We start from the raw sequence: 20,137 nt of genomic DNA on the forward strand, positions 1-20,137 counted from the left end.
CATACACCCCCTAATCGAGGAGAACCACAATCAGCGCTGAAGCTCGCATCAATGAGCGTATCCGAGTACCCGAGGTCCGTTTGGTAGGCCCCGGTGGTGAACAGGTGGGCATCGTCCGTACTGATGATGCTCGCAAGCTTGCATACGAGGCTGACCTTGACTTGGTTGAGGTCGCCCCGAAGGCAAAGCCCCCAGTGGCCAAGATCATGGACTACGGCAAGTTCAAGTACGAGCAGGCTCAGAAGGCTCGCGAAGCCCGTAAGAACCAGCAGCAGACCGTGGTTAAGGAACAGAAGTTCCGCCCGAAGATCGATGATCACGATTATGAGACCAAGAAGGGTAACGTAGTTCGCTTCCTCGAGAAGGGATCCAAGGTCAAGGTGACCATTATGTTCCGTGGCCGTGAGCAATCGCGTCCGGAGCTGGGTTTCCGCCTCTTGGAGCGTTTGGCTGATGACGTCGCTGAAGTTGGCGTTGTTGAGTCCCGCCCCAAGCAGGATGGTCGCAATATGACCATGGTTTTGGGTCCGGTTCGCAAGGGCAAGAAGTAGACCAGATTCCACGTAGGATTTAAGGACTTAATACTCATGAAGCAGAAGACCCACAAGGGCACCGCAAAGCGTATCAAGGTGACCGGTTCCGGCAAGCTGCGCCGTGAGCAGGCTGGCCGCCGCCACCTGCTGGAGGGCAAGCCGTCCAAGCGTACCCGTCGTCTGAAGGGCACCGAGGCAGTCGCACAGCCTGACACCAAGCGCGTCAAGCGCCTGCTCGGCCGCGCATAATAGCGCCGAATCAACCCACATCCGCCATCACAATTCGAATTAAGGAAGTATCACTGTGGCACGAGTAAAGCGCTCAGTTAACGCAAAGAAGAAGCGTCGCGCGATTCTGAAGTCCGCTAAGGGCTACCGCGGCCAGCGTTCCCGCCTGTACCGTAAGGCGAAGGAGCAGTGGCTGCACTCCATGACTTACGCTTACCGCGATCGTCGCGCTCGTAAGTCTGAGTTCCGTAAGCTGTGGATCCAGCGCATCAACGCTGCTGCCCGCATGAACGACATCACTTACAACCGTCTCATCCATGGCCTGCGCCTGGCTGAGATCGAGGTTGACCGCAAGATTCTGGCTGAGCTTGCTGTCAATGACTTCGAGGCATTCTCCGCACTGTGCGAGGCTGCCAAGGCTGCCCTGCCTGAGGACGTTAACGCTCCTAAGGCTGCCTAGTTACTAGGAATACAACGCCCGTTTTTCCGGCTTATGTGCCAGGCGAAGCGGGCCTTGTTGGTTTTACGCTCTATCTGTCTAGTGAGCTCGGCCTCGCATGCTACATTGGGTCGAGACCCCGAGTAACCCCGAGACCGAGGAGCAGATTTCCCTGTGACAAACCCAAATGGTGGCTACCAACCAGAAAACGGCGAGTATTCTGGACACTCCTATGACAACAACCAGGGCCAGCAGTACAACCCTTATAACCAGCAGGCCGATTACCAGCCGCAGTACAACCAAGGCTATGCACCACAACCGAATATGGGTTCCTATCCGGTGCAGCAGCAGTATGTGGCGCAGGGACCACAAAAGTCTTGGATCGCGACTTTGCTTCTGTGCTTTTTCTTGGGCTCCTTCGGCGCGCATAACTTTTATACCGGCCGCACGAGCTTTGGCGTAGCGCAGCTGGTGCTTAATATCTTGGGCTGGGCTACTTTCTGGTTCTTGCTCGGATTCGCGTTTTGGGCCATCGTCGGAATTTGGGTCTTTATTGAGTTCATTATGATCATTGTCGGCGCCGGTGATTACGATAAGGACGCCCGCGGCGTGCCACTAGCTAAGTAGCACCCAACATTGTGATCCTGTTGCCAAATCGGCAACAGGACTTTTATTTTGCTTACGCAGCAGGGGCTGAGCCTGGGGATAGGCAACTAGTAGGTAGGGTAGGAGCCATGAATTTGGATTTTGACTCTGCCTTTACTGAACGCACTCCGCGCATTGTTAACGCAGCCAAGCTGCACCGTGCGGCTAACCGGAAGAAGGCGAAGCAGTTCCTGATTGAGGGAGAAAACGCCGTAGATGCCGCGGTGTCTACAGGCGCGGCTGTCGATGTTTTCGTCACTGAAAAGGCCGCAGAACGCTTCGGTGACATTATTACCGCCTGTGGATACATGGGGGTGTACGTACATCCCATTACCGATAAAGCGGCTAAGCATTTATCTGATACCGCCACCACCACGGGGCTTTTCGCGCTATGCAAGCCAGTGCTGTGGTCCGCGGGCAAAATCCTTAACGGCAAGCCAAGTTTGGTCTCTGTTCCCGTGCTCACTTCGGAGCCGGGCAATGCAGGCACGTTGATTAGGACTTCCGACGCCATGGGCGCAGATGGAGTAATTTTTGCGGGCGAGACGGTCGATCCCCTCAGCTGCAAGGTAGCGCGCGCCTCAGCCGGTTCGCTATTTCATGTCCCAGTAGCGCGGGATCCCAATATCAAAGACGTTTTGGGGCAGCTGCGTAAATCAGGCATGCAGATTGTGGCGACAGCCGCCGATGGGGAAGTCGACCTCGCAGAGGCAGATCTATCTCAGCCAACGGCGTGGCTTTTTGGCAACGAGGCCCACGGGTTGGGCGAGCTACTGGAAGAAGCCGATATGCGGGTGCGTATTCCGCTACGTGGGCGCGCAGAGTCACTCAACCTAGCGACCGCGGCGAGTATCTGTCTTTATGAGTCAGCAAAAGCCCAAGAGCACAGCTAAGCAGATCCCCGAATGAAAAGGGGGTCCCTGGGGCGGTCGGACTAGCCGGGACAGAGTAAGATTGCACGCGTTAGTTTTCGCGCGAGAAGAAGGTACGAAGTACGTGTCCGATACACCGCAGATCGAATTGACCGAAGAGGCTCTTGGGGCCGCGGCCGAAAAGGCTATCGCAGCCTTTGACGCAGCCGAAACGCTCGATGAGTTGGCTGCAGCCCGCCGCGAGCACCTAGGAGATGGCGGCTATATTCCGCAGGCTCGCCAGTCATTGGGGCAGCTGCCCAAGGACCAGCGCAAGAGCGCTGGCAAGGCTGTCAACATGGCCCGCGGCAAGATGGAAAAGCGCTTTGCCCAGGTTAAGGACGTCTTGGAGCAAAAGGCCCGCGAGGAGCAGTTGCGAGCAGAGACCGTAGATGTGACGGTTCCTACCACTCGCACCCAGACTGGTGCGCTTCACCCGATTACCGCACTGTCGGAACGCATTGCGGATATTTTCGTCGGCATGGGCTGGGAAATCGCGGATGGCCCCGAGGTTGAGGCGGAGTACTTTAACTTCGACGCTTTGAACTTTAAGCCGGATCACCCAGCGCGTACCCTGCAGGATACGTTCCACGTCTCCGGCGAGGGCTCTAAGCAGGTGCTACGCACGCACACCTCTCCGGTACAGGTGCGCACGATGCTGGAGCGCGATGTGCCGCTGTATATCGCTTGCCCAGGTCGCGTATTCCGCACCGATGAGCTGGATGCCACCCACACCCCGGTTTTCCACCAGGTAGAAGGTTTGGCCGTGGATAAGGGCCTGACCATGGCTCACCTGCGCGGCACCCTTGAGCACTTGGCCAAGGTGTTGTTCGGTCCGGAGACTACGACGCGCATGCGCGTGAATTACTTCCCGTTCACCGAGCCCTCTGCCGAGGTTGATGTGTGGTTCCCGAATAAGAAGGGCGGCGCCGGTTGGATCGAGTGGGGCGGCTGCGGCATGGTGAATCCCAATGTGCTGCGCGCCGTTGGTGTTGACCCAGAGGAATACACGGGCTTTGCCTTTGGCATGGGCCTCGAGCGCACGCTGCAGTTCCGCAATGGCTTGACCGATATGCGCGACATGGTCGAAGGCGATGTCCGCTTCACCCTGCCGTTTGGCGTGCAGGCTTAAAACCCAGAAAGGATAGACACACTAATGCTTATTTCCCAAGACTGGGTCACCCGCATCCTGGGCGCTAAGAACCCTGGTTGGAACGTTTCCGCTGCTGATATGGACTCCGGATTCGTGCGCGTCGGTTTTGAAACCGAAGGTTATGCTGCTGTTCCGGAGAGCACCGGTCCGCTGGTCATCGGCCAGGTGGTAGAGATCGAGGAACTTACTCAGTTCAAAAAGCCCATCCGCTACTGCCAGGTGAATGTTGGCCAGGCTAATGGGACCGGCGAGCTGCAGGGCATCATTTGCGGTGCTCGTAGTTTCCGTTTGAATGACTATGTCGTTGTGGCGCTTCCGGGCTCGGAACTGCCAGGTGGCTTTAAAATTGCGGCTCGCGAGACCTATGATCACATCTCCAATGGCATGCTGTGCTCCGGCGCTGAGCTCGGTTTGGGCGCGCAGGCCAACGGCATCATCGTCTTGGGCGATGACGTCGCCGATAAAGTAGGTGAGGATGCTCGCCCGATTATTGGGCTGCACGATACCGATTTTGATGTCAACATCACCCCGGATCGCGGCTACGCCCTATCCGCGCGCGGTTTGAGCCGTGAGATTGCCTCCGCTTTCGATCTAGAATTTGCCGATATTGCCGAGGATCCGTCGGTTGCTGGAATTGATACATCTGCTGTTCCGGCGGCGCAGGGCTCGCTTATCGACGTCACTCTAGACCCCGCGACCAAGGCGCAGCGTTTCGGCCTCCGCAAAGTCAGCGGTATAGACCCGCAGGCGCGTACCCCGTTCTGGCTGGAGCGCGAGCTCATGCTCTGCGGCCAGCGCAGCGTGAACCTGCCTACGGATATTACTAACTATGTGATGTTGCTGTTGGGCACCCCGATGCATGCCTTTGACGCTAACGTGATCCAAGGAAACCTTGTTGTCCGTAACGCGGAGGAGGGCGAGAAGTTCGACACTCTGGATCACGTAAAGCGTGAGCTTTCTGCAGAAGACGTGGTCATCTGCGATGACAATGGCATCCAGTCCCTGGCCGGTGTCATGGGCGGTACAACCTCCGAAATCTCGGCGGAGACCACTGATGTTGTCTTCGAATCCGCTATCTGGGATCCTATCACCGTGGCGCGCACCTCCCGCCGCCATAAGTTGTCTTCCGAGTCCTCCCGCCGCTTCGAGCGTGGCGTGGATCCAGCGGTCGTCGAGGTCGCTCTAGACACCGCATGTGCGCTCTTGCAGCAGCTGGCGGGCGGCACCATTGAGGAAGGCCGGACGCTTATCGGGGGCGTCGCCAAGCGCGAGCCTATTGCCCTGCGCACCGCAAAGGCTAGCGAGTATGCAGGAGTTGACTATTCCCGTGAGACCGTTATTTCCCGCCTTGAGGAAGTCGGCTGCACGGTTACTGATGAGGGGGAATTGCTGCAGGTAACGCCTGCCACGTGGCGCACCGATATCTCTATGGATGTTGACCTCATTGAGGAGATCCTACGTCTGGAGGGCTTGGAGGACATTCCCACCGTCTTGCCTACTCCGGCCGGCGGCCGCGGTCTGACCCCAGCGCAGAAGCGTCGCCGCGCTATTGGTCACGGCCTGGCCTATGCCGGTTATGCAGAGGTATTGCCGGCCCCGTTCGTGGCGAACGACACCTTTGATGTGTGGGGCTTGGACAAGGATGATGCTCGCCGCCGCACCGTAGAGGTGCAGAATCCGCTTGAGGCAGATAAGGCCATCTTGTCCACGACTCTGCTTCCGAACATGCTGGAGGCCATCGGCCGCAATGTTGCGCGTGGCCGCAGCGATCTCGCCCTGTATGGTCTGCAGCAAGTGGCATTCAAGCGCGCCGCGGCATCGCCCATGCCTTCTGTCGAGCAGCGACCTTCTGAACAGGTTGTTTCCGAACTTCTTGATACCCTTCCTGAGCAGCCGCTGCACGTTGCAACGGTGGCCACCGGCAATATTGAGCATGAGGGACCGTGGGGCGAGGGTCGCGCATATAGCTACGCCGACGCTATCGAATCCGCCCGCCAAGTCGCTCGCGCCGCCGGCGTGGATATTGAGCTGGAGGCAGCGCACGTTCTTCCCTGGCACCCAGGTCGTTGTGCTGCCGTGAAGGTTGCTGGCACTGATGTGGTTCTGGGCCATGCCGGTGAGCTTCACCCGCAGGTTCTGGAAGCGCTGAACCTGCCGGCGCGTACTTGCGCTATGGAGCTGGACGTTACCGCTATGCCATTGGAAGAGAAGTTCCCTGCGCCGGTACTGTCTTCCTTCCCTGCATTGCACCAGGACATTGCGCTCGTGGTGGATGAAGACGTCCCAGCAGAGCGCGTGCGCGCCACCGTGGAAGAGGGGGCGGGCGAACTCATCGAGACCGTGGAGCTCTTCGATATTTTCCGTGGAGAGCAGTTGGGTGAGGGCAAGAAGTCCTTGGCCTTCCAGCTCCTGTTCCGTGCAGCGGATCGCACGTTGACCGATGAGGAAGTCAATGAGCACCGCACGGCGGCAGCGGAGCTGGCTAAGCAACGCTTGGGCGCAGAGATGCGCGCATAGCTTTCCCCAAAAGGGGCGGTGAGATATAGCTCACCGCCCCTTTTTTCATACATTTTTTCGCTCCTGGCGAAGCTTTAACCAGGTATTTTTCCCAATTTGTATGAATAACATACGGGCGAGTGTATTTATTGCTATAGTCATCCCTATGACGATTTCAGTAGCAATAGCAGGCGCCACCGGATACGCAGGAAGCGAGATCCTTCGCCTGCTGCTATCTCATCCGGCCTATCTTTGCGGCCGCCTGCGCATTGGCACACTCACGGCACATTCCACCGCCGGGAAGACGGTAGCTGAGCTCATGCCGCACCTGCCTCAGTTGGCGAACAGAGTCATTGAGGAGACGGCCGCTGAAAAGCTTCGTGGGCACGACATTGTTTTCCTGGGCCTACCGCATGGGCACTCTGCTGACATCGCCCAGCAACTGGGCGAGCAGACCACCGTGATCGATTGTGCAGCCGATTTTCGCCTTCGTAGCAAGTCTGACTGGGATTCCTTTTACGGCGGCCACTATGCCGGAAGCTGGCCCTATGGAATTCCGGAGGTGCCCGGCAATCGGGAAGCGCTGCGGGGTGCTCACCGAATAGCAATACCGGGATGTTTCCCTACAGCGGTCACCCTTGGGGTTCTGCCGGCCGTGGCGCACGAGCTTGTTGAGCCGACCCTTTCGGTCATCGCTATCACCGGCGTCTCTGGTGCCGGGAAGAAAGCTTCTGTAGCGCACCTTGGCGCGGAGACCATGGGAAACCTCAAAGCATATAAACCTGGCGGGACGCACCGACACACCCCAGAGATTCTGCAGAACCTGCAGCCTTTTGCTAAGCAGAAGCTCTCTGTCAGCTTTACACCGGTTCTTGCGCCCTTACCCCGTGGGATTTTGGCCACGACTACGGCGGGGCTTAGAGGGGGCGTCGGCAAGCGTGACGTGGAGACAGCATTCCGCGACTTTTATGCCCAAGAGACTTTTTGCCGCGTCCTTCCAGCCGGGCAGCAACCCGAAACCCAGAACGTCGTGGGCACCAACATGGTCCATATCCAAGCTCACGTGGACGAACGCGCCCGACGGATCGTTGTCACTTCAGCGCTAGACAACCTGTGCAAGGGAACAGCCGGCGCTGCGTTGCAATGCATGAACCTGGCACTTGGCTGGGATGAAACCTTGGGCCTGCCGCAAGCGGCCGTGGCCCCATAACACTAGGAGAATACAATGAGTACAGCTGGGATTACCGGCCCCGCAGGCTTTAGCGCCGGCGCAACTACAGCGGGGATTAAGCCATCCGGCACACCCGATATGGCCTTGGTGGTAAATAATGGTCCGTGCTTCGATGCGGCGGCGGTTTTTACCCGCAACCGCGTGGTGGCCTCGCCGGTGAAACTGTCCCGCAAGGCGCTAAGCGATGGCCAGCTTGCTGCGGTCATCTTCAATTCTGGCAACGCCAATGCGTGCAATGGTGCGCAGGGGGACAAGGACGCCTCTGCACTGGTAGCTGAGGTTGCTCACTCCCTGCATCTTCCCGAGGGAGACATTGCCGCCTGTTCGACGGGGATTATCGGTGAGCCCATGCCAATGCACAAGGTGCTGGCTGGTGCGGCCGACGTAGTGAAGGGCCTTGGCACGAGTGCGGAACACGCCCACGCGGCAGCCGCAGCCATTATGACCACCGATACCGTGACCAAAGAAGCGACCTATGCTGCGGACGGCTGGTCAGTGGGGGCCATGGGCAAGGGAGTAGGCATGATGGCTCCTTCTCTCGCAACAATGTTGGCATGCCTTACTACCGACGCCGCCGCGAGTGCTCCCGCACTCCACAGCGCCCTAGACAAGGCCGTAGCCAAGACTTTTAACACCCTCGACGTGGATGGGTCTACCTCCACCAATGACACGGTAATCCTCATGGCCTCTGGGGCATCGGGTATTGCACCCAGCCAAGAAGACCTTGATGCGGCGGTGCTCGCGGTGTGCGCGGACATTGCGGATCAATTGCAAGCGGATGCGGAAGGCGTGACTAAGCGCGTCAAAATCACGGTAGAGGGCACGGCCACGGATGACCAGGCCCTCAATGCCGCGCGCACCTTGGGCCGCGACAACCTGTTTAAGTGCGCCATGTTTGGTTCCGATCCTAATTGGGGACGTGTCCTCGCCGCTGTGGGAATGGCAGATGCAGAAATGGAGCCGGACAATATCTCCGTCTATTTCAATGACCAGCCGGTCTGTCGGGCATCAACGGGCACGCCGGGGGCGCGTGAGGTGGACCTTAGCGGCGCCGATATCGATGTTCGCGTGGATCTGGGCACGGGAGGCGCGGGGTCGGCATTCGTGCGCACGACGGATCTCTCCCATGCCTACGTGGAAATCAATTCGGCGTATAGCTCCTAGGGTAGAGATGAGAATGTTTAGCGGACTTAGTGACCACGAGCGCGCCGCTGTCTTGGCGGATGCCCTCCCATGGCTCCAGCACTATCGGGACACCATAGTGGTGGTGAAATATGGCGGAAATGCCATGGTGGATGAGGAGCTCAAGGCGGCCTTTGCGGCGGATATGGTCTTTTTACGCACCGTCGGTGTCCATCCCGTGGTGGTCCACGGTGGCGGGCCACAGATCAACTCCATGCTGCAAAAGCTCGGCATTGAAGGGGAGTTTCGAGGCGGCTTCCGCGTGACCTCGCCGGAAGTCATGGACGTCGTGCGCATGGTGCTGTTTGGGCAGGTGGGTCGCGGATTAGTCAACCTCATCAATTCCCATGGTCCTTATGCAGTGGGGACCTCGGGAGAAGATGCAGGACTATTTCGGGCTACGAAACGGCTGGTGGAGATCGATGGCGAACCTACCGATATTGGCATGGTCGGCGACATCGTAGAGGTTAATCCTGCTGCCGTTATGGACATTGTCCAGGCCGGACGCATCCCTGTGGTCTCGACCATTGCACCGGGAGAAGATGGCGCGATTTATAACATCAACGCCGATAGTGCGGCGGGTGCTTTGGCCAGCGCGATTGGAGCAGAGCGATTAGTCATTTTGACCAATGTGGAAGGACTATACACGGACTGGCCGAACCGGGAGTCCTTGGTGTCAAAGATCGAGTGTGGCCGGCTATCCCACCTATTGCCGCACTTGGACTCCGGCATGATTCCCAAAATGGAGTCCTGCCTTAAGGCGGTAAAAGCTGGGGTATCGGCCGCCCATGTTATTGATGGCCGGATTGGTCACTCGGTGCTTTTAGAACTATTAACCCCAGGCGGCGTCGGAACCATGGTGCTGCCAGATGACTATGACAAACACGACTATCCCGAAGGGACCATCTTCAGGAAGGACGATGCAGCATGAACAAGCCACCAAGCTTGACCACGCGGTGGTCGAAGACGATTGTAGATACCTACGGCACGCCACCAATAGGCCTCGTCTCCGGCCAAGGCGCAACGCTGACCGATGAGGAGGGGAAGAGCTATGTTGACCTTCTCGCTGGGATTGCTGTCAATTCTTTGGGCTATGGCAATGCGCAGGTGGCGCAGGCGGTTTCGCACCAGGCCCGCACCTTGGTGCATACTTCGAACCTCTTTGCCACGCAGCCGGTGCTCGACGCCGGGGAGAAGTTGATTAGGCGAGTAGGAGATAGCGATGCCCGCGTCTTCTTCTGTAACTCTGGCGCCGAAGCGAACGAGGCCGCATTTAAGCTTGCCCGCTTGACTGGCAGGCGCCGAATCCTCGCGGCAGAGCACGGCTTCCATGGCCGCACCATGGGTGCGCTTGCCCTGACCGGCCAGCCCGATAAGCAGCGCGCCTTCCACCCACTACCGGGCGGGGTGGAGTTCTACCCGTTCGGGGACGCGAATTACCTGCGTCACTTGGTAGAGCAAGATCCCACCGATACCGCGGCGATCATCCTTGAGCCAATTCAGGGAGAGACCGGCGTAATTCCGGCCCCTGCGGGATTCATGCAGAAGGTAAGCGAGCTGTGCGATGAATACGGCATCTTGCTCATCGCGGATGAAGTGCAGACGGGTGCGGGCCGTACCGGCACCTTTTTCGCCCACGAGGTAGAAGGCATTCAACCGGACGTCATCACCATGGCGAAGGGCTTAGGTGCCGGAGTACCCATCGGCGCGACCATTACCCGCGGTCGCGCGAGGGATTTGTTTAAACCTGGCTCTCATGGCACCACCTTTGGCGGAAACCCCGTGGCCTGCGCTGCGGCCAACGTAGTACTTGACACCGTGGATGCGGAATTTCTTGCGGAAGTTACCCATAAGGGTGCCTATCTGCGGCAAGAGATTGAAAAATTGCCGCTTGTAGAACGCGTACGCGGCCGCGGCCTGATGCTCGGCATTGTTTTAGCACAACCGGTGGCTAAGCAGGCCGTGCGCGACGGGCTTGCACAGGGGCTCATCCTCAACGCACCCAGTGAGAATGTACTCCGCCTCACCCCGCCCTTGGTTATTTCCCACGATGAATTAGACACAGCACTGACAACATTCCGGACGATAGTGGAGGAACTGGCATGAACCTGCGACACTTTCTGGCTGACGACGATCTCAGCCCACAAGAACAAGCAACCGTTTTGGACCTAGCTGAAAGGCTCAAGAAGGATCCCTTTGCGGAGCGCCCACTAGAGGGGCCTAAGACCGTGGCGGTGCTTTTTGATAAAACGTCTACACGGACCCGCTTTTCCTTTGAAACCGCAGTAGCGAATATGGGCGGCAAGGGCATTACCGTTGATACTTCTACCACTCAGATGGGCAAAGGGGAGTCCTACCAAGATACGGCCGCGGTGCTTTCGCGGTACGTGGAGGCAATCGTGTGGCGCACCTTTGACCATGACAACCTCCTCCAGATGGCGGAGACTGCGACCGTTCCTCTGGTTAATGCGCTTTCCGACGACCTGCATCCCTGCCAGATTTTGGCTGACCTGCTGACCTGTCGCGAGAATTTGGGTGACCTCAAAGGTAAAAAGGCCGTCTACCTGGGCGATGGCGATAATAATATGGCTAACTCCTACATGATTGGTTTCGCCACGGCCGGCATGGACGTCTCTATTATCGCGCCCGAAGGATTCCAGCCGCGCCAGGAATTCGTCGACCGCGCGCGCAAGCGGGGCAACATCACCATTACTGATGACGTGGATGAAGTTGAAGGTGCAAACGTAGTCATCACCGATACGTGGATCTCTATGGGGCAGGAAAATGATGGCCGAGATAGGCGTACGCCGTTCCTGCCATATCAGGTTGATTCGACCATAATGAGCAAAGCGCATAAGGATGCAATATTCTTACATTGTTTGCCGGCGTACCGTGGAAATGAGGTCACGGCTGAGGTAATTGATGGACCACAGTCGCGCGTTTTTGATGAAGCGGAGAACCGCCTGCATGCTCAGAAAGCGCTTCTTGTCTGGTTGCTCGAAATAAATAAGGAGATCAACTAAGTAATGAACACCCCGACCACCCGCAATGCTCGGCAGGCCAAGATCTTGGAGATTTTGGATCGCAATCGCGTCACCAGCCAGGTGCAACTATCCGAGCTGCTTCTCGCAGACGGCATCGACATCACCCAAGCCACTTTGTCCCGTGACTTGGATGAGCTGGGGGCGAAGAAGGTAAAGCGCGATGGTGGCCGTTCCTACTACGTGGTCGGCGGTGAGCTGGAGCAATTTGAAGACCAGGTGGGCGGACCCCGTGAAAAACTGCGCCGCATGCTCGATGAGCTGGTGGTATCTCATAATTCTTCCGGCAATATAGCTATGCTGCGCACCCCAGCCGGTGCGGCCCAGTACCTTGCCAGCTTTATTGACAGGGTGGGGCTGCACGATGTCATCGGTTGCATCGCCGGAGATGACACCATCTTCGTCTTGGCGCGCGAGGGCGTCTCGGGCGCAGATCTGGCAGTGACACTTACCACGCGAAATATTTAGACGGCGGTGGTGGCAATTCACACCACCATCGTATATTATGTACTTAGATGAATTGTTTCCAATAGAACAAGGAGCTTAACCATGTCCGCACGCGTAGTCTTGGCTTACTCTGGTGGCCTTGATACTTCCGTTGCCATCCCATACCTAGCAAAAATGACTGGTGGTGACGTTGTCGCCGTTTCCCTGGACTTGGGCCAGGGTGGCGAAGATATGGAATCGGTTCGCCAGCGTGCACTTGACTGCGGTGCCGTAGAATCCATCGTTATCGATGCCAAGGATGAGTTTGCAGAGGAATACTGCGTTCCCACCATCAAGGCAAACGGCATGTACATGAAGCAGTACCCGCTGGTATCGGCTATTTCCCGCCCCCTCATTACCAAGCATTTGGTGAAAGCGGCGCAGGAATTCGGCGGCACCCACGTCTCCCACGGCTGCACCGGCAAGGGTAATGACCAAGTACGCTTCGAGGTTTCCTTCCGTGCGCAGGATCCTTCCCTCGAAATCATTGCCCCTGCACGCGATTATGCCTGGACCCGCGATAAGGCTATCGCCTTCGCGGAAGAGATCAACCTGCCGATTGAGCAGTCCGCTTCCTCGCCATTTTCCATCGATCAGAACCTGTGGGGTCGCGCGGTAGAGACCGGTTTCCTTGAGGATCTGTGGAACCCGCCAACGAAGGATCTCTATGCCTATACCGAGGACCCGAGCCTGGGTAATGCCCCGGATGAAATCATCATCTCCTTTGAGAAGGGCATCCCGGTGGCAGTTGATGGCCAGAAGATGTCCCCGCTGCAGATTATTGAAGAGGTCAACCGCCGCGCCGGTGCGCAGGGCATTGGCCGTCTGGATATGGTGGAGGACCGCTTGGTAGGCATTAAGTCCCGTGAGGTCTATGAGGCTCCGGGCGCCATGGTCCTCATCCAGGCCCACGAGGCGCTGGAGGATGTCACCGTGGAGCGCGAGTTGGCCCGCTACAAGCGCTTGACCGATGCCCGCTGGTCCGAAGAGGTCTATGACGGCCTCTGGCACTCGCCGCTGAAGCGTTCTCTGGATGCTTTCGTTGAGGAGTCCCAGGAAAACGTCACCGGCGATATCCGCCTGAGCATGCATGCCGGTACCGCCACGGTTACTGGGCGCCGTTCCGGTCAGTCGTTGTACTCCTTTGACCTGGCTACTTATGACACTGGCGATACCTTCGACCAGACCGCAGCTAAGGGCTTTGTGCAGCTGCACGGCCTGTCCACCCAGATCTCCAACCAGCGTGACCGCGACGGCGGTTTCCCCACCAGCGCGCAGAAGTAGGAGCACATGGAACCGCATAAGACTAATGAGGGTGCCCTATGGGGTGGCCGCTTCTCCGGCGGTCCATCTGAGGCGATGTTTGCCCTCTCTGTATCCACCCACTTTGACTGGGTGCTGGCACCATATGACGTACTAGCCTCCAAGGCGCATGCCAAGGTGTTGCATAAGGCTGGCTTGCTTTCCGACGACGATTTGGACACCATGCTCTCCGGCCTCACCGAACTAGGCGAGAAGGTGGCCTCTGGTGAGTTCCGCCCAGCGCCCACGGATGAGGACGTCCATGGTGTGATGGAGCGCGGGCTCATCGAGATTGTAGGCCCAGAGGTAGGCGGTCGCCTGCGCGCCGGTCGTTCCCGTAATGACCAGGTCGCGACGCTGTTTCGCATGTGGGTACGTGATGCCATTCGCGATACCGCGGCTCAGGTGAGCGACTTGGTGGATGCCTTGGCCGATCAGGCAGCAGCACATCCGGACGCCATAATGCCGGGCAAAACTCACTCGCAGGCGGCGCAGCCAGTTCTTTTGGCGCATGAGCTTTTGGGCCATGCGCAGCCACTTCTGCGCGATATTGAGCGTCTGCAGGACCTGGATAAGCGCTTGGCTGTATCGCCCTACGGCTCAGGCGCTTTAGCCGGTTCCTCCTTGCAGCTAGATCCGGAAGCCATTGCGGAGGAACTCGGCTTTGATGCCGCCGCGGAGAACTCCTTGGATGGCACTGCGGCTCGTGACTTCGCCTCCGAGACGGCTTTCGTCTTGGCGCAGATTGCCGTCGATATGTCCCGACTTTCGGAAGAAATTATCTACTGGTGCACGCCGGAATACGGCTACGTCACCTTGGATGATGCGTGGTCGACCGGCTCGTCCATCATGCCGCAAAAGAAGAATCCGGACGTTCCGGAGCTCACCCGCGGCAAAACTGGCCGCCTTATCGGTAACCTCACTGGCCTGTTGTCTACGTTAAAGGCACAGCCGCTGGCCTACAACCGCGACCTGCAGGAAGATAAGGAGCCCATCGTTGATTCGGTGGCGCAGCTTAACCTGCTGCTGCCGGCAATGACCGGGCTGGTGTCCACACTGACTTTCCACGAGGATCGCATGCGCGAACTTGCCCCGCGAGGGTTCACGCTGGCTACCGACTTGGCCGAATGGATGGTTCGCCAAGGCGTTCCTTTCCGCGAGGCGCACGAAGCGTCCGGCGCCTGTGTGCGCATCGCTGAGGAGCGGGGAGTTGACCTAGTGGAGCTCACCGATGAGGATTTGGAGGGCGTCGACAAGCGGCTGAAGCCTAGCGTCCGTGACGTGCTCACTATCGACGGGGCAGTGGCATCTCGTGCCACCAAGGGCGGCACCGCTGGTGTCCGCGTGGCGGAGCAGCGCGAGACTGTCCGCGAGCGTGCTGCGGCTGCGCGCACGTGGGCGCAGAAGCCGCTGCGCTAATTCTCGGGGCTCTTTAAAACCGCATGGTCGCTGGCTATGCGGTTCTTTTATATCTCGCTGCGGGGGTGGGAGATTGCCCCCCATCCGCAACCTGTCAGCTGCGTTGTTGAACACAATGGGGGTAGTGGTGACATGGGTAACAATGTGGTGCGTTAGTATTCTTGCAGAGAATGTGACCTAACAGACTCATTCATCGTAATGAAAGGACGATCTCTCCTATGACAGTAAATTCGCCCCCGCCCACAGCGGGGCCGCACGAGAACGAGAAAGCGGTCTACGCCTCAGAAGACCACGGTCTGCAAAAGGGAATGGGCAATCGCCAGCTGCAGATGATCGCCATCGGTTCTGCCATCGGTACCGGTCTGCTTCTGGGCACCGGGAGTCGTTTGCAAGACGCCGGACCGTTTCTCGCGGTGCTCTATCTCATTTGTGGCTTCTTCGGCTATATCATCCTGCGTTCTCTTGGCGAGCTCATCGTCTACCGCCCCAGCTCCGGTTCCTTCGTTTCCTATGCCCGCGAGTTTTACGGCGAGAAGACCGCCTTTGTTACCGGCTGGTTGTACTGGGGAAATTGGGCCATGACCCTGGTGGCGGATGGCACAGCCGTAGCTATCTACATCAAATGGTTTAGCCAATACACGTCGTGGCTCGATTCCGTTCCGCAGTGGGCACTTGCCCTCGTAGTTATCTGCGGCATCCTGGTATTCAATATGCTCTCGGTGAAGATCTTCGGCGAGCTGGAGTATTGGTTCTCGCTGATTAAGATTGTTGCATTGATCATCTTCATGCTGGTGGCCATCGGTGTCCTCATCTTCGGCCACCCGAGCGGCGACCCGACCGGCCTTAGCCTCATTTCTGATTCCGGCGGCTGGCTACCTAATGGCTTGATGCCTGCTGTGATCGTCATTCAGGGTGTCGTCTTCGCCTACGCCGGTATTGAGCTTGTCGGCACCACCTCCGGTGAGACTAAAGATGTAGAAAAGCACATCCCGCGCGCGGTCAATAACGTGCTGCTGCGCATCCTGATTTTCTACTTCGGCTCCGTGCTGCTGCTCACGCTCGTGCTGCCGTACACAACTTACGTCGCTGACGTGTCGCCATTTGTGACCTTCTTTGAGTCCCTCGGTGTAGGTGTGGCGGCCCCGATTTTCCAGCTTGTCGTTATCACCGCTGCGATTTCTTCGCTCAATGCCGGCTTGTATTCCACCGGCCGCATTATGTACAACATGTCCACCTCCGGCTCCGGCCCGAAGTTTGGTGCTCGTATGTCCAAGTCTGGTGTGCCCTACGGCGGCATCGTCATGGCGGCCTTGGTGGGCTTGGTAGGCGTCTTCCTCAACTATGTGGTGCCGGAGATGGCGTTTGAAATCGTGCTCAACCTGGCAGCCTTGGGCACATTGGCGTCCTGGGCGGCAGTTGCGATCTCGCACCTCAAGTTTGTGCGCCTTGCTAAGAGCGGAAGCTACACCCGACCGGGATACCGCTCGCCGTTTGGCGAAGGCGGAGACTGGGCCGTACTCATCTTCATTGGCCTGGTCATTGTCCTGATGGCCTTTGATTATCCAATTGGTACCTATGCGCTGGCATCCACTCTGCTCCTCGTTCCGGTCTTTATGGCAATGTGGTACGCATGGCGCGACCGCATCCGTACTATCGCGGAAGAGAGAAAGGCGAAGCACCTACCTACCTCCAGCTTCCCGGCCGCACCGCAAACAGACCTACACCCGAAGAACTAAATCTAAGAAAGGACTTCTTATGAACCACGCTGTTAAGTTCGTAGACGTAGAAAATATGGCGCGCTGGATTCAGCGCGAGGGCGTTGAAAACATCATTACCGGAATGGTGGATTACCTCGAGGCTGACTACCGCGAGTGGGAGCGCTTTGACAAGATTCCGCGCGTTGCTTCCCACACCCCGTTCGGAGTCATTGAGCTTATGCCTACGTCCAACGGTAAGGAGTACTCCTTCAAGTACGTCAACGGTCACCCGTCCAATCCGGCCCGTGGTTTCCAGACCGTTACTGCCTTTGGCGTGCTTGCCGACGTCGACAATGGTTACCCCACCTTCGAAGCCGAGATGACGCTGCTTACCGCACTGCGTACCGCCGCGACCTCCGCCATGGTGGCAAAGCACTTGGCACGCAAGGATTCCAAGCGCATGGCCATGGTCGGTGCCGGCTCCCAGTCCGAGTTCCAGGCGCTTGGCTTCCGCGGCGTTATGGGAATTGAGGATATTACCATCTATGACATCGACCCTGAGGCGGTAGAAAAGTTCAAGCGCAACTTGGAGCCACTGGGCTTTAATATCACTGCTTGTTCCAGCGTCGACGAGGCGGTTTTGGGGGCAGACATCATCACCACCTGTACCGCAGACAAGGCTCAGAACCAGATTCTGGCTGAGCGCCACGTCGCCCCAGGCGTCCACCTCAATGCCGTTGGCGGTGACTGCCCGGGCAAGACCGAGCTGGAGAGCTCCATCTTGGACAAGTCCAAGGTCTTCGTAGAGTTCCCAGAGCAGACCCGCATCGAAGGTGAAATCCAGCAGAAGCCGGAAGACTTCCCGGTCGTCGAGTTCTACCAGGTACTCACAGGTCAGGCCACTGGCCGCGATGACGACGAGCAGATTACCCTCTTCGACGATGTCGGATTCGCTATCAACGACTTCTCCGCGCTGCGTTACCTGCGCGATTCCGTCAAGGGCACCGACTTGGAGTCCGAGATCGACATCATCGCCAACCCGGATGACCCGAAGGATCTCTTCTCCCTGGTTGCTAACGTTCCGTCCCTGCTCTAAGCCGAAGGTGGGGTAGAGGGATCCAACTTCTTCCTCTACCCGCTAAGATAAGACGCATGAGTCTTGACCCGAAGTTGCTAGAGGTCCTTGTCTGTCCGCAAGACAAGGGCCCTTTGACATATCTGGAAGATAAACAGGTCCTCGTCAACGAGCGGCTGGGCATTGCCTATCCCATTGAGGATGACATCCCAGTAATGCTTGTAGACCACGCCCAGAAATGGCCAGCTTAACTTCGACTTTTAGAAAGACCCCCATGAATATCATCGATGAACTGCAATGGCGTGGACTGATCAACCAGTCCACCGATCTTGAGTCCCTGCGCGAGGCATGCGAGAACCCCATCGCGCTGTACTGTGGGTTCGACCCCACGGGTGACTCCCTCCATGCAGGCCACTTGGTCCCACTCATCATGCTGCGCCGCTTCCAAAACGCGGGCCACCACCCAATTGCACTGGCGGGTGGCGCAACTGGTTTCATCGGCGATCCGCGCGACGTCGGCGAGCGTTCTATGCTGAGCGAGGAAGATTTGGCCCATAACCTCGAGGCCATCAAGGGGCAGCTGCGTCGGTTCATCGACTTCGATGGCGAGCAGGCTGCCACCATGGTCAATAATGCCGATTGGACCATGAACATGTCCGTTATCGACTTCTTGCGTGACGTGGGAAAGAACTTCTCCCTTAACACGATGCTGGATCGCGATACCGTCAAGCGGCGCCTCGAGGGCGACGGCATTTCTTATACGGAGTTCTCCTACATGCTCCTGCAGTCCAATGACTTCGTGCAGCTTCGCCGCGAGCGCGATTGCGTATTGCAGATCGGCGGCGGTGATCAGTGGGGCAACATCGTCTCTGGCGTTGACCTAAACCGTCGTATCGATGGCACCAAGGTACATGGTCTTACGGTGCCGCTGGTCACCGACGCCTCCGGCCAGAAGTTCGGTAAGTCCACCGGCGGCGGAAAGCTATGGCTCGATCCGGAAAAGACGTCCGCATACTCCTGGTACCAGTACTTCCTTAATGCGGGTGACTCTGTGGTCATCGACTACTTGCGCTGGTTTACCTTCTTGACACAGGAGGAAATCGCCGAATACGAGCGCACGGTGGAAGAAGAGCCTTATAAGCGCGCGGCTCAGCGTCGCCTGGCTCAAGAGATGACCGATCTGGTTCACGGTAAAGAGGCAACCAAGGCTGTCGAGCTTGCCGCTCAGGCGCTATTCGGTAAGGCGGAACTTTCTGAGCTTGATGAGAAGACCCTTGCCGGCGCACTTTCTGAAACCACTGTGGCGGACATTGCCGCCGGCGAACCGCGCACCATTGTTGACCTTTTGGTGGCTAGCGGTTTGGCCGATTCCAAGGGTGCTGCTCGCCGCACCATCAAGGAAGGCGGCGCCTACGTCAATAACCAGCGCATCGAATCGGCAGAGTGGGAGCCGTCTGCGGAAGACCTTCTGCACGGCAGCTGGCTCGTTCTGCGCCGAGGCAAGAAGAACTTCGCTGGTGCCAAGTTGAACTAAAGAGCAGTAGATGACGTCCGTTCCACGTGTTGGAAGGACGTCATTTATCATTTTTGTACTCTGTCCTGCAGGTTTGTGTTGTTTGGTTGTGGTGGGCTAGATTAATCCAAGTCGCCGCGAGGTAGCCGGTTGGTTACTTTTAAGCGAATTTTGTGCGGACTTGGTTCGATGATTTGACTTGGTTCATTTGGTTGAGTAAGTTTGTACGAGCCGCCAACGAGAGGTTAACGGGAAGTTAATTTTTTGTGGTGTGTGGATGATGTTTGAGAACTCAATAGTGTGCCAATGTACTTTTTATTTTTTGTGTGCATGGTTGTGTGTTGATTGGTTTGTCTGCCAGCAGGCCTAGGTGGTTTGTTGGTTGGTGTGTGCCGGTTGGGTATGTGGAATACGTACCTTTTTGAATGCTGTTTGGTGTTTCGGCTGCATTGAGATGGATTGGTTGGCATGTGATTGTGTTCAACTTTGTGGTTTCCTCTTTTTTGACCCCGTCGGGTTGAGGGAACTGTTTATTTTTTCTTTGTAGTAATTTTTTGGACGCCAGTATGAACCGTTGTGAAGTGTTTTTGCTTTGTGGTTTGTGGTGGTTTGTTCTTTTGTTGGGTTTCGGGCTTTTCACGGCCTGTTTCGGAATTTTGTTCTGAAATTTTTTTGTGGAGAGTTTGATCCTGGCTCAGGACGAACGCTGGCGGCGTGCTTAACACATGCAAGTCGAACGGAAAGGCCCTGCTTGCAGGGTACTCGAGTGGCGAACGGGTGAGTAAC

19 protein-coding genes and 1 rRNA gene are annotated in these 20,137 nt (G+C 57.4%); all 20 read left to right on the forward strand.

Annotated features, from left to right (window positions below):
- Positions 1-29: 29 nt before the first annotated feature.
- Entirely contained in the window at positions 30-551 is a 522-nt protein-coding gene (gene infC / locus QP934_RS07495) for a translation initiation factor IF-3 (RefSeq protein ID WP_080970442.1), read from the forward strand.
- A 36-nt stretch (positions 552-587) separates the two neighbouring features.
- Positions 588-782, forward strand: a complete 195-nt coding sequence (gene rpmI / locus QP934_RS07500) for a 50S ribosomal protein L35 (protein WP_005323265.1) — start codon at positions 588-590, stop codon at positions 780-782.
- Positions 783-837: 55 nt separating this feature from the next.
- Complete coding sequence (rplT, locus tag QP934_RS07505; protein ID WP_005323264.1) at positions 838-1,221, forward strand: 50S ribosomal protein L20; 384 nt, start codon at positions 838-840, stop codon at positions 1,219-1,221.
- A gap of 153 nt (positions 1,222-1,374) precedes the next feature.
- A complete protein-coding gene (locus QP934_RS07510; protein ID WP_419127211.1) occupies positions 1,375-1,827 on the forward strand; it encodes a TM2 domain-containing protein in 453 nt (150 codons plus the stop codon).
- 107 nt (positions 1,828-1,934) lie between these two features.
- Positions 1,935-2,738 carry a TrmH family RNA methyltransferase gene (locus tag QP934_RS07515; RefSeq protein WP_005323262.1) on the forward strand — a complete coding sequence of 268 codons (804 nt, stop codon included), beginning with the start codon at positions 1,935-1,937 and terminating at the stop codon, positions 2,736-2,738.
- Between the two features lie 103 nt (positions 2,739-2,841).
- Positions 2,842-3,888, forward strand: a complete 1,047-nt coding sequence (gene pheS, locus QP934_RS07520) for a phenylalanine--tRNA ligase subunit alpha (protein WP_419127212.1) — start codon at positions 2,842-2,844, stop codon at positions 3,886-3,888.
- A 24-nt stretch (positions 3,889-3,912) separates the two neighbouring features.
- The gene (gene pheT / locus QP934_RS07525) at positions 3,913-6,426 is read left to right on the forward strand and encodes a phenylalanine--tRNA ligase subunit beta (protein ID WP_419127213.1); all 2,514 of its coding nucleotides are present in this window, start codon (positions 3,913-3,915) and stop codon (positions 6,424-6,426) included.
- Between the two features lie 145 nt (positions 6,427-6,571).
- Positions 6,572-7,615, forward strand: a complete 1,044-nt coding sequence (argC, locus tag QP934_RS07530; protein WP_419127214.1) for an N-acetyl-gamma-glutamyl-phosphate reductase — start codon at positions 6,572-6,574, stop codon at positions 7,613-7,615.
- A 15-nt stretch (positions 7,616-7,630) separates the two neighbouring features.
- Positions 7,631-8,800, forward strand: a complete 1,170-nt coding sequence (gene argJ / locus QP934_RS07535; protein WP_419127215.1) for a bifunctional glutamate N-acetyltransferase/amino-acid acetyltransferase ArgJ — start codon at positions 7,631-7,633, stop codon at positions 8,798-8,800.
- A gap of 13 nt (positions 8,801-8,813) precedes the next feature.
- Complete coding sequence (gene argB / locus QP934_RS07540; RefSeq protein WP_419127216.1) at positions 8,814-9,749, forward strand: acetylglutamate kinase; 936 nt, start codon at positions 8,814-8,816, stop codon at positions 9,747-9,749.
- Positions 9,746-10,924 carry an acetylornithine transaminase gene (locus tag QP934_RS07545; RefSeq protein WP_419127217.1) on the forward strand — a complete coding sequence of 393 codons (1,179 nt, stop codon included), beginning with the start codon at positions 9,746-9,748 and terminating at the stop codon, positions 10,922-10,924. The genes argB and QP934_RS07545 overlap by 4 nt, the downstream gene beginning before the upstream one ends.
- The gene (argF, locus tag QP934_RS07550; protein WP_419127218.1) at positions 10,921-11,841 is read left to right on the forward strand and encodes an ornithine carbamoyltransferase; all 921 of its coding nucleotides are present in this window, start codon (positions 10,921-10,923) and stop codon (positions 11,839-11,841) included. The genes QP934_RS07545 and argF overlap by 4 nt, the downstream gene beginning before the upstream one ends.
- A gap of 3 nt (positions 11,842-11,844) precedes the next feature.
- The gene (locus QP934_RS07555) at positions 11,845-12,327 is read left to right on the forward strand and encodes an arginine repressor (RefSeq protein WP_419127219.1); all 483 of its coding nucleotides are present in this window, start codon (positions 11,845-11,847) and stop codon (positions 12,325-12,327) included.
- Positions 12,328-12,408: 81 nt separating this feature from the next.
- Positions 12,409-13,629 carry an argininosuccinate synthase gene (locus QP934_RS07560; protein WP_049378720.1) on the forward strand — a complete coding sequence of 407 codons (1,221 nt, stop codon included), beginning with the start codon at positions 12,409-12,411 and terminating at the stop codon, positions 13,627-13,629.
- Between the two features lie 6 nt (positions 13,630-13,635).
- Positions 13,636-15,066 carry an argininosuccinate lyase gene (gene argH / locus QP934_RS07565; RefSeq protein ID WP_419127220.1) on the forward strand — a complete coding sequence of 477 codons (1,431 nt, stop codon included), beginning with the start codon at positions 13,636-13,638 and terminating at the stop codon, positions 15,064-15,066.
- Between the two features lie 218 nt (positions 15,067-15,284).
- On the forward strand, positions 15,285-16,802 hold the full coding sequence (locus tag QP934_RS07570) for an amino acid permease (protein WP_419127221.1): 1,518 nt from the start codon (positions 15,285-15,287) through the stop codon (positions 16,800-16,802).
- 19 nt (positions 16,803-16,821) lie between these two features.
- Positions 16,822-17,859 carry an ornithine cyclodeaminase gene (locus QP934_RS07575; protein WP_005323253.1) on the forward strand — a complete coding sequence of 346 codons (1,038 nt, stop codon included), beginning with the start codon at positions 16,822-16,824 and terminating at the stop codon, positions 17,857-17,859.
- Between the two features lie 56 nt (positions 17,860-17,915).
- On the forward strand, positions 17,916-18,089 hold the full coding sequence (locus QP934_RS07580) for a Trm112 family protein (RefSeq protein WP_005323252.1): 174 nt from the start codon (positions 17,916-17,918) through the stop codon (positions 18,087-18,089).
- Positions 18,090-18,112: 23 nt separating this feature from the next.
- The gene (gene tyrS, locus QP934_RS07585; protein ID WP_337888913.1) at positions 18,113-19,372 is read left to right on the forward strand and encodes a tyrosine--tRNA ligase; all 1,260 of its coding nucleotides are present in this window, start codon (positions 18,113-18,115) and stop codon (positions 19,370-19,372) included.
- Positions 19,373-20,022: 650 nt separating this feature from the next.
- Positions 20,023-20,137: ribosomal RNA gene (locus QP934_RS07590) — 16S ribosomal RNA — on the forward strand; the annotation flags it as partial.

This window comes from Corynebacterium sp. MSK122, assembly GCF_030229435.2.
GTDB classification, from domain to species: Bacteria; Actinomycetota; Actinomycetes; order Mycobacteriales; family Mycobacteriaceae; genus Corynebacterium; species Corynebacterium marquesiae.

Bases quoted from the DNA above. Each gene is read 5' to 3' on its own strand.
- rpmI (WP_005323265.1), top strand. From the start codon at position 588: ATGAAGCAGAAGACCCACAAGGGCACCGCAAAGCGTATCAAGGTGACC.
- QP934_RS07515 (WP_005323262.1), top strand. From the start codon at position 1,935: ATGAATTTGGATTTTGACTCTGCCTTTACTGAACGCACTCCGCGCATT.
- pheT (WP_419127213.1), top strand. From the start codon at position 3,913: ATGCTTATTTCCCAAGACTGGGTCACCCGCATCCTGGGCGCTAAGAAC.
- argC (WP_419127214.1), top strand. From the start codon at position 6,572: ATGACGATTTCAGTAGCAATAGCAGGCGCCACCGGATACGCAGGAAGC.
- argJ (WP_419127215.1), top strand. From the start codon at position 7,631: ATGAGTACAGCTGGGATTACCGGCCCCGCAGGCTTTAGCGCCGGCGCA.
- argB (WP_419127216.1), top strand. From the start codon at position 8,814: ATGTTTAGCGGACTTAGTGACCACGAGCGCGCCGCTGTCTTGGCGGAT.
- QP934_RS07545 (WP_419127217.1), top strand. From the start codon at position 9,746: ATGAACAAGCCACCAAGCTTGACCACGCGGTGGTCGAAGACGATTGTA.
- argF (WP_419127218.1), top strand. From the start codon at position 10,921: ATGAACCTGCGACACTTTCTGGCTGACGACGATCTCAGCCCACAAGAA.
- QP934_RS07555 (WP_419127219.1), top strand. From the start codon at position 11,845: ATGAACACCCCGACCACCCGCAATGCTCGGCAGGCCAAGATCTTGGAG.
- QP934_RS07560 (WP_049378720.1), top strand. From the start codon at position 12,409: ATGTCCGCACGCGTAGTCTTGGCTTACTCTGGTGGCCTTGATACTTCC.
- argH (WP_419127220.1), top strand. From the start codon at position 13,636: ATGGAACCGCATAAGACTAATGAGGGTGCCCTATGGGGTGGCCGCTTC.
- QP934_RS07570 (WP_419127221.1), top strand. From the start codon at position 15,285: ATGACAGTAAATTCGCCCCCGCCCACAGCGGGGCCGCACGAGAACGAG.
- QP934_RS07575 (WP_005323253.1), top strand. From the start codon at position 16,822: ATGAACCACGCTGTTAAGTTCGTAGACGTAGAAAATATGGCGCGCTGG.
- QP934_RS07580 (WP_005323252.1), top strand. From the start codon at position 17,916: ATGAGTCTTGACCCGAAGTTGCTAGAGGTCCTTGTCTGTCCGCAAGAC.
- tyrS (WP_337888913.1), top strand. From the start codon at position 18,113: ATGAATATCATCGATGAACTGCAATGGCGTGGACTGATCAACCAGTCC.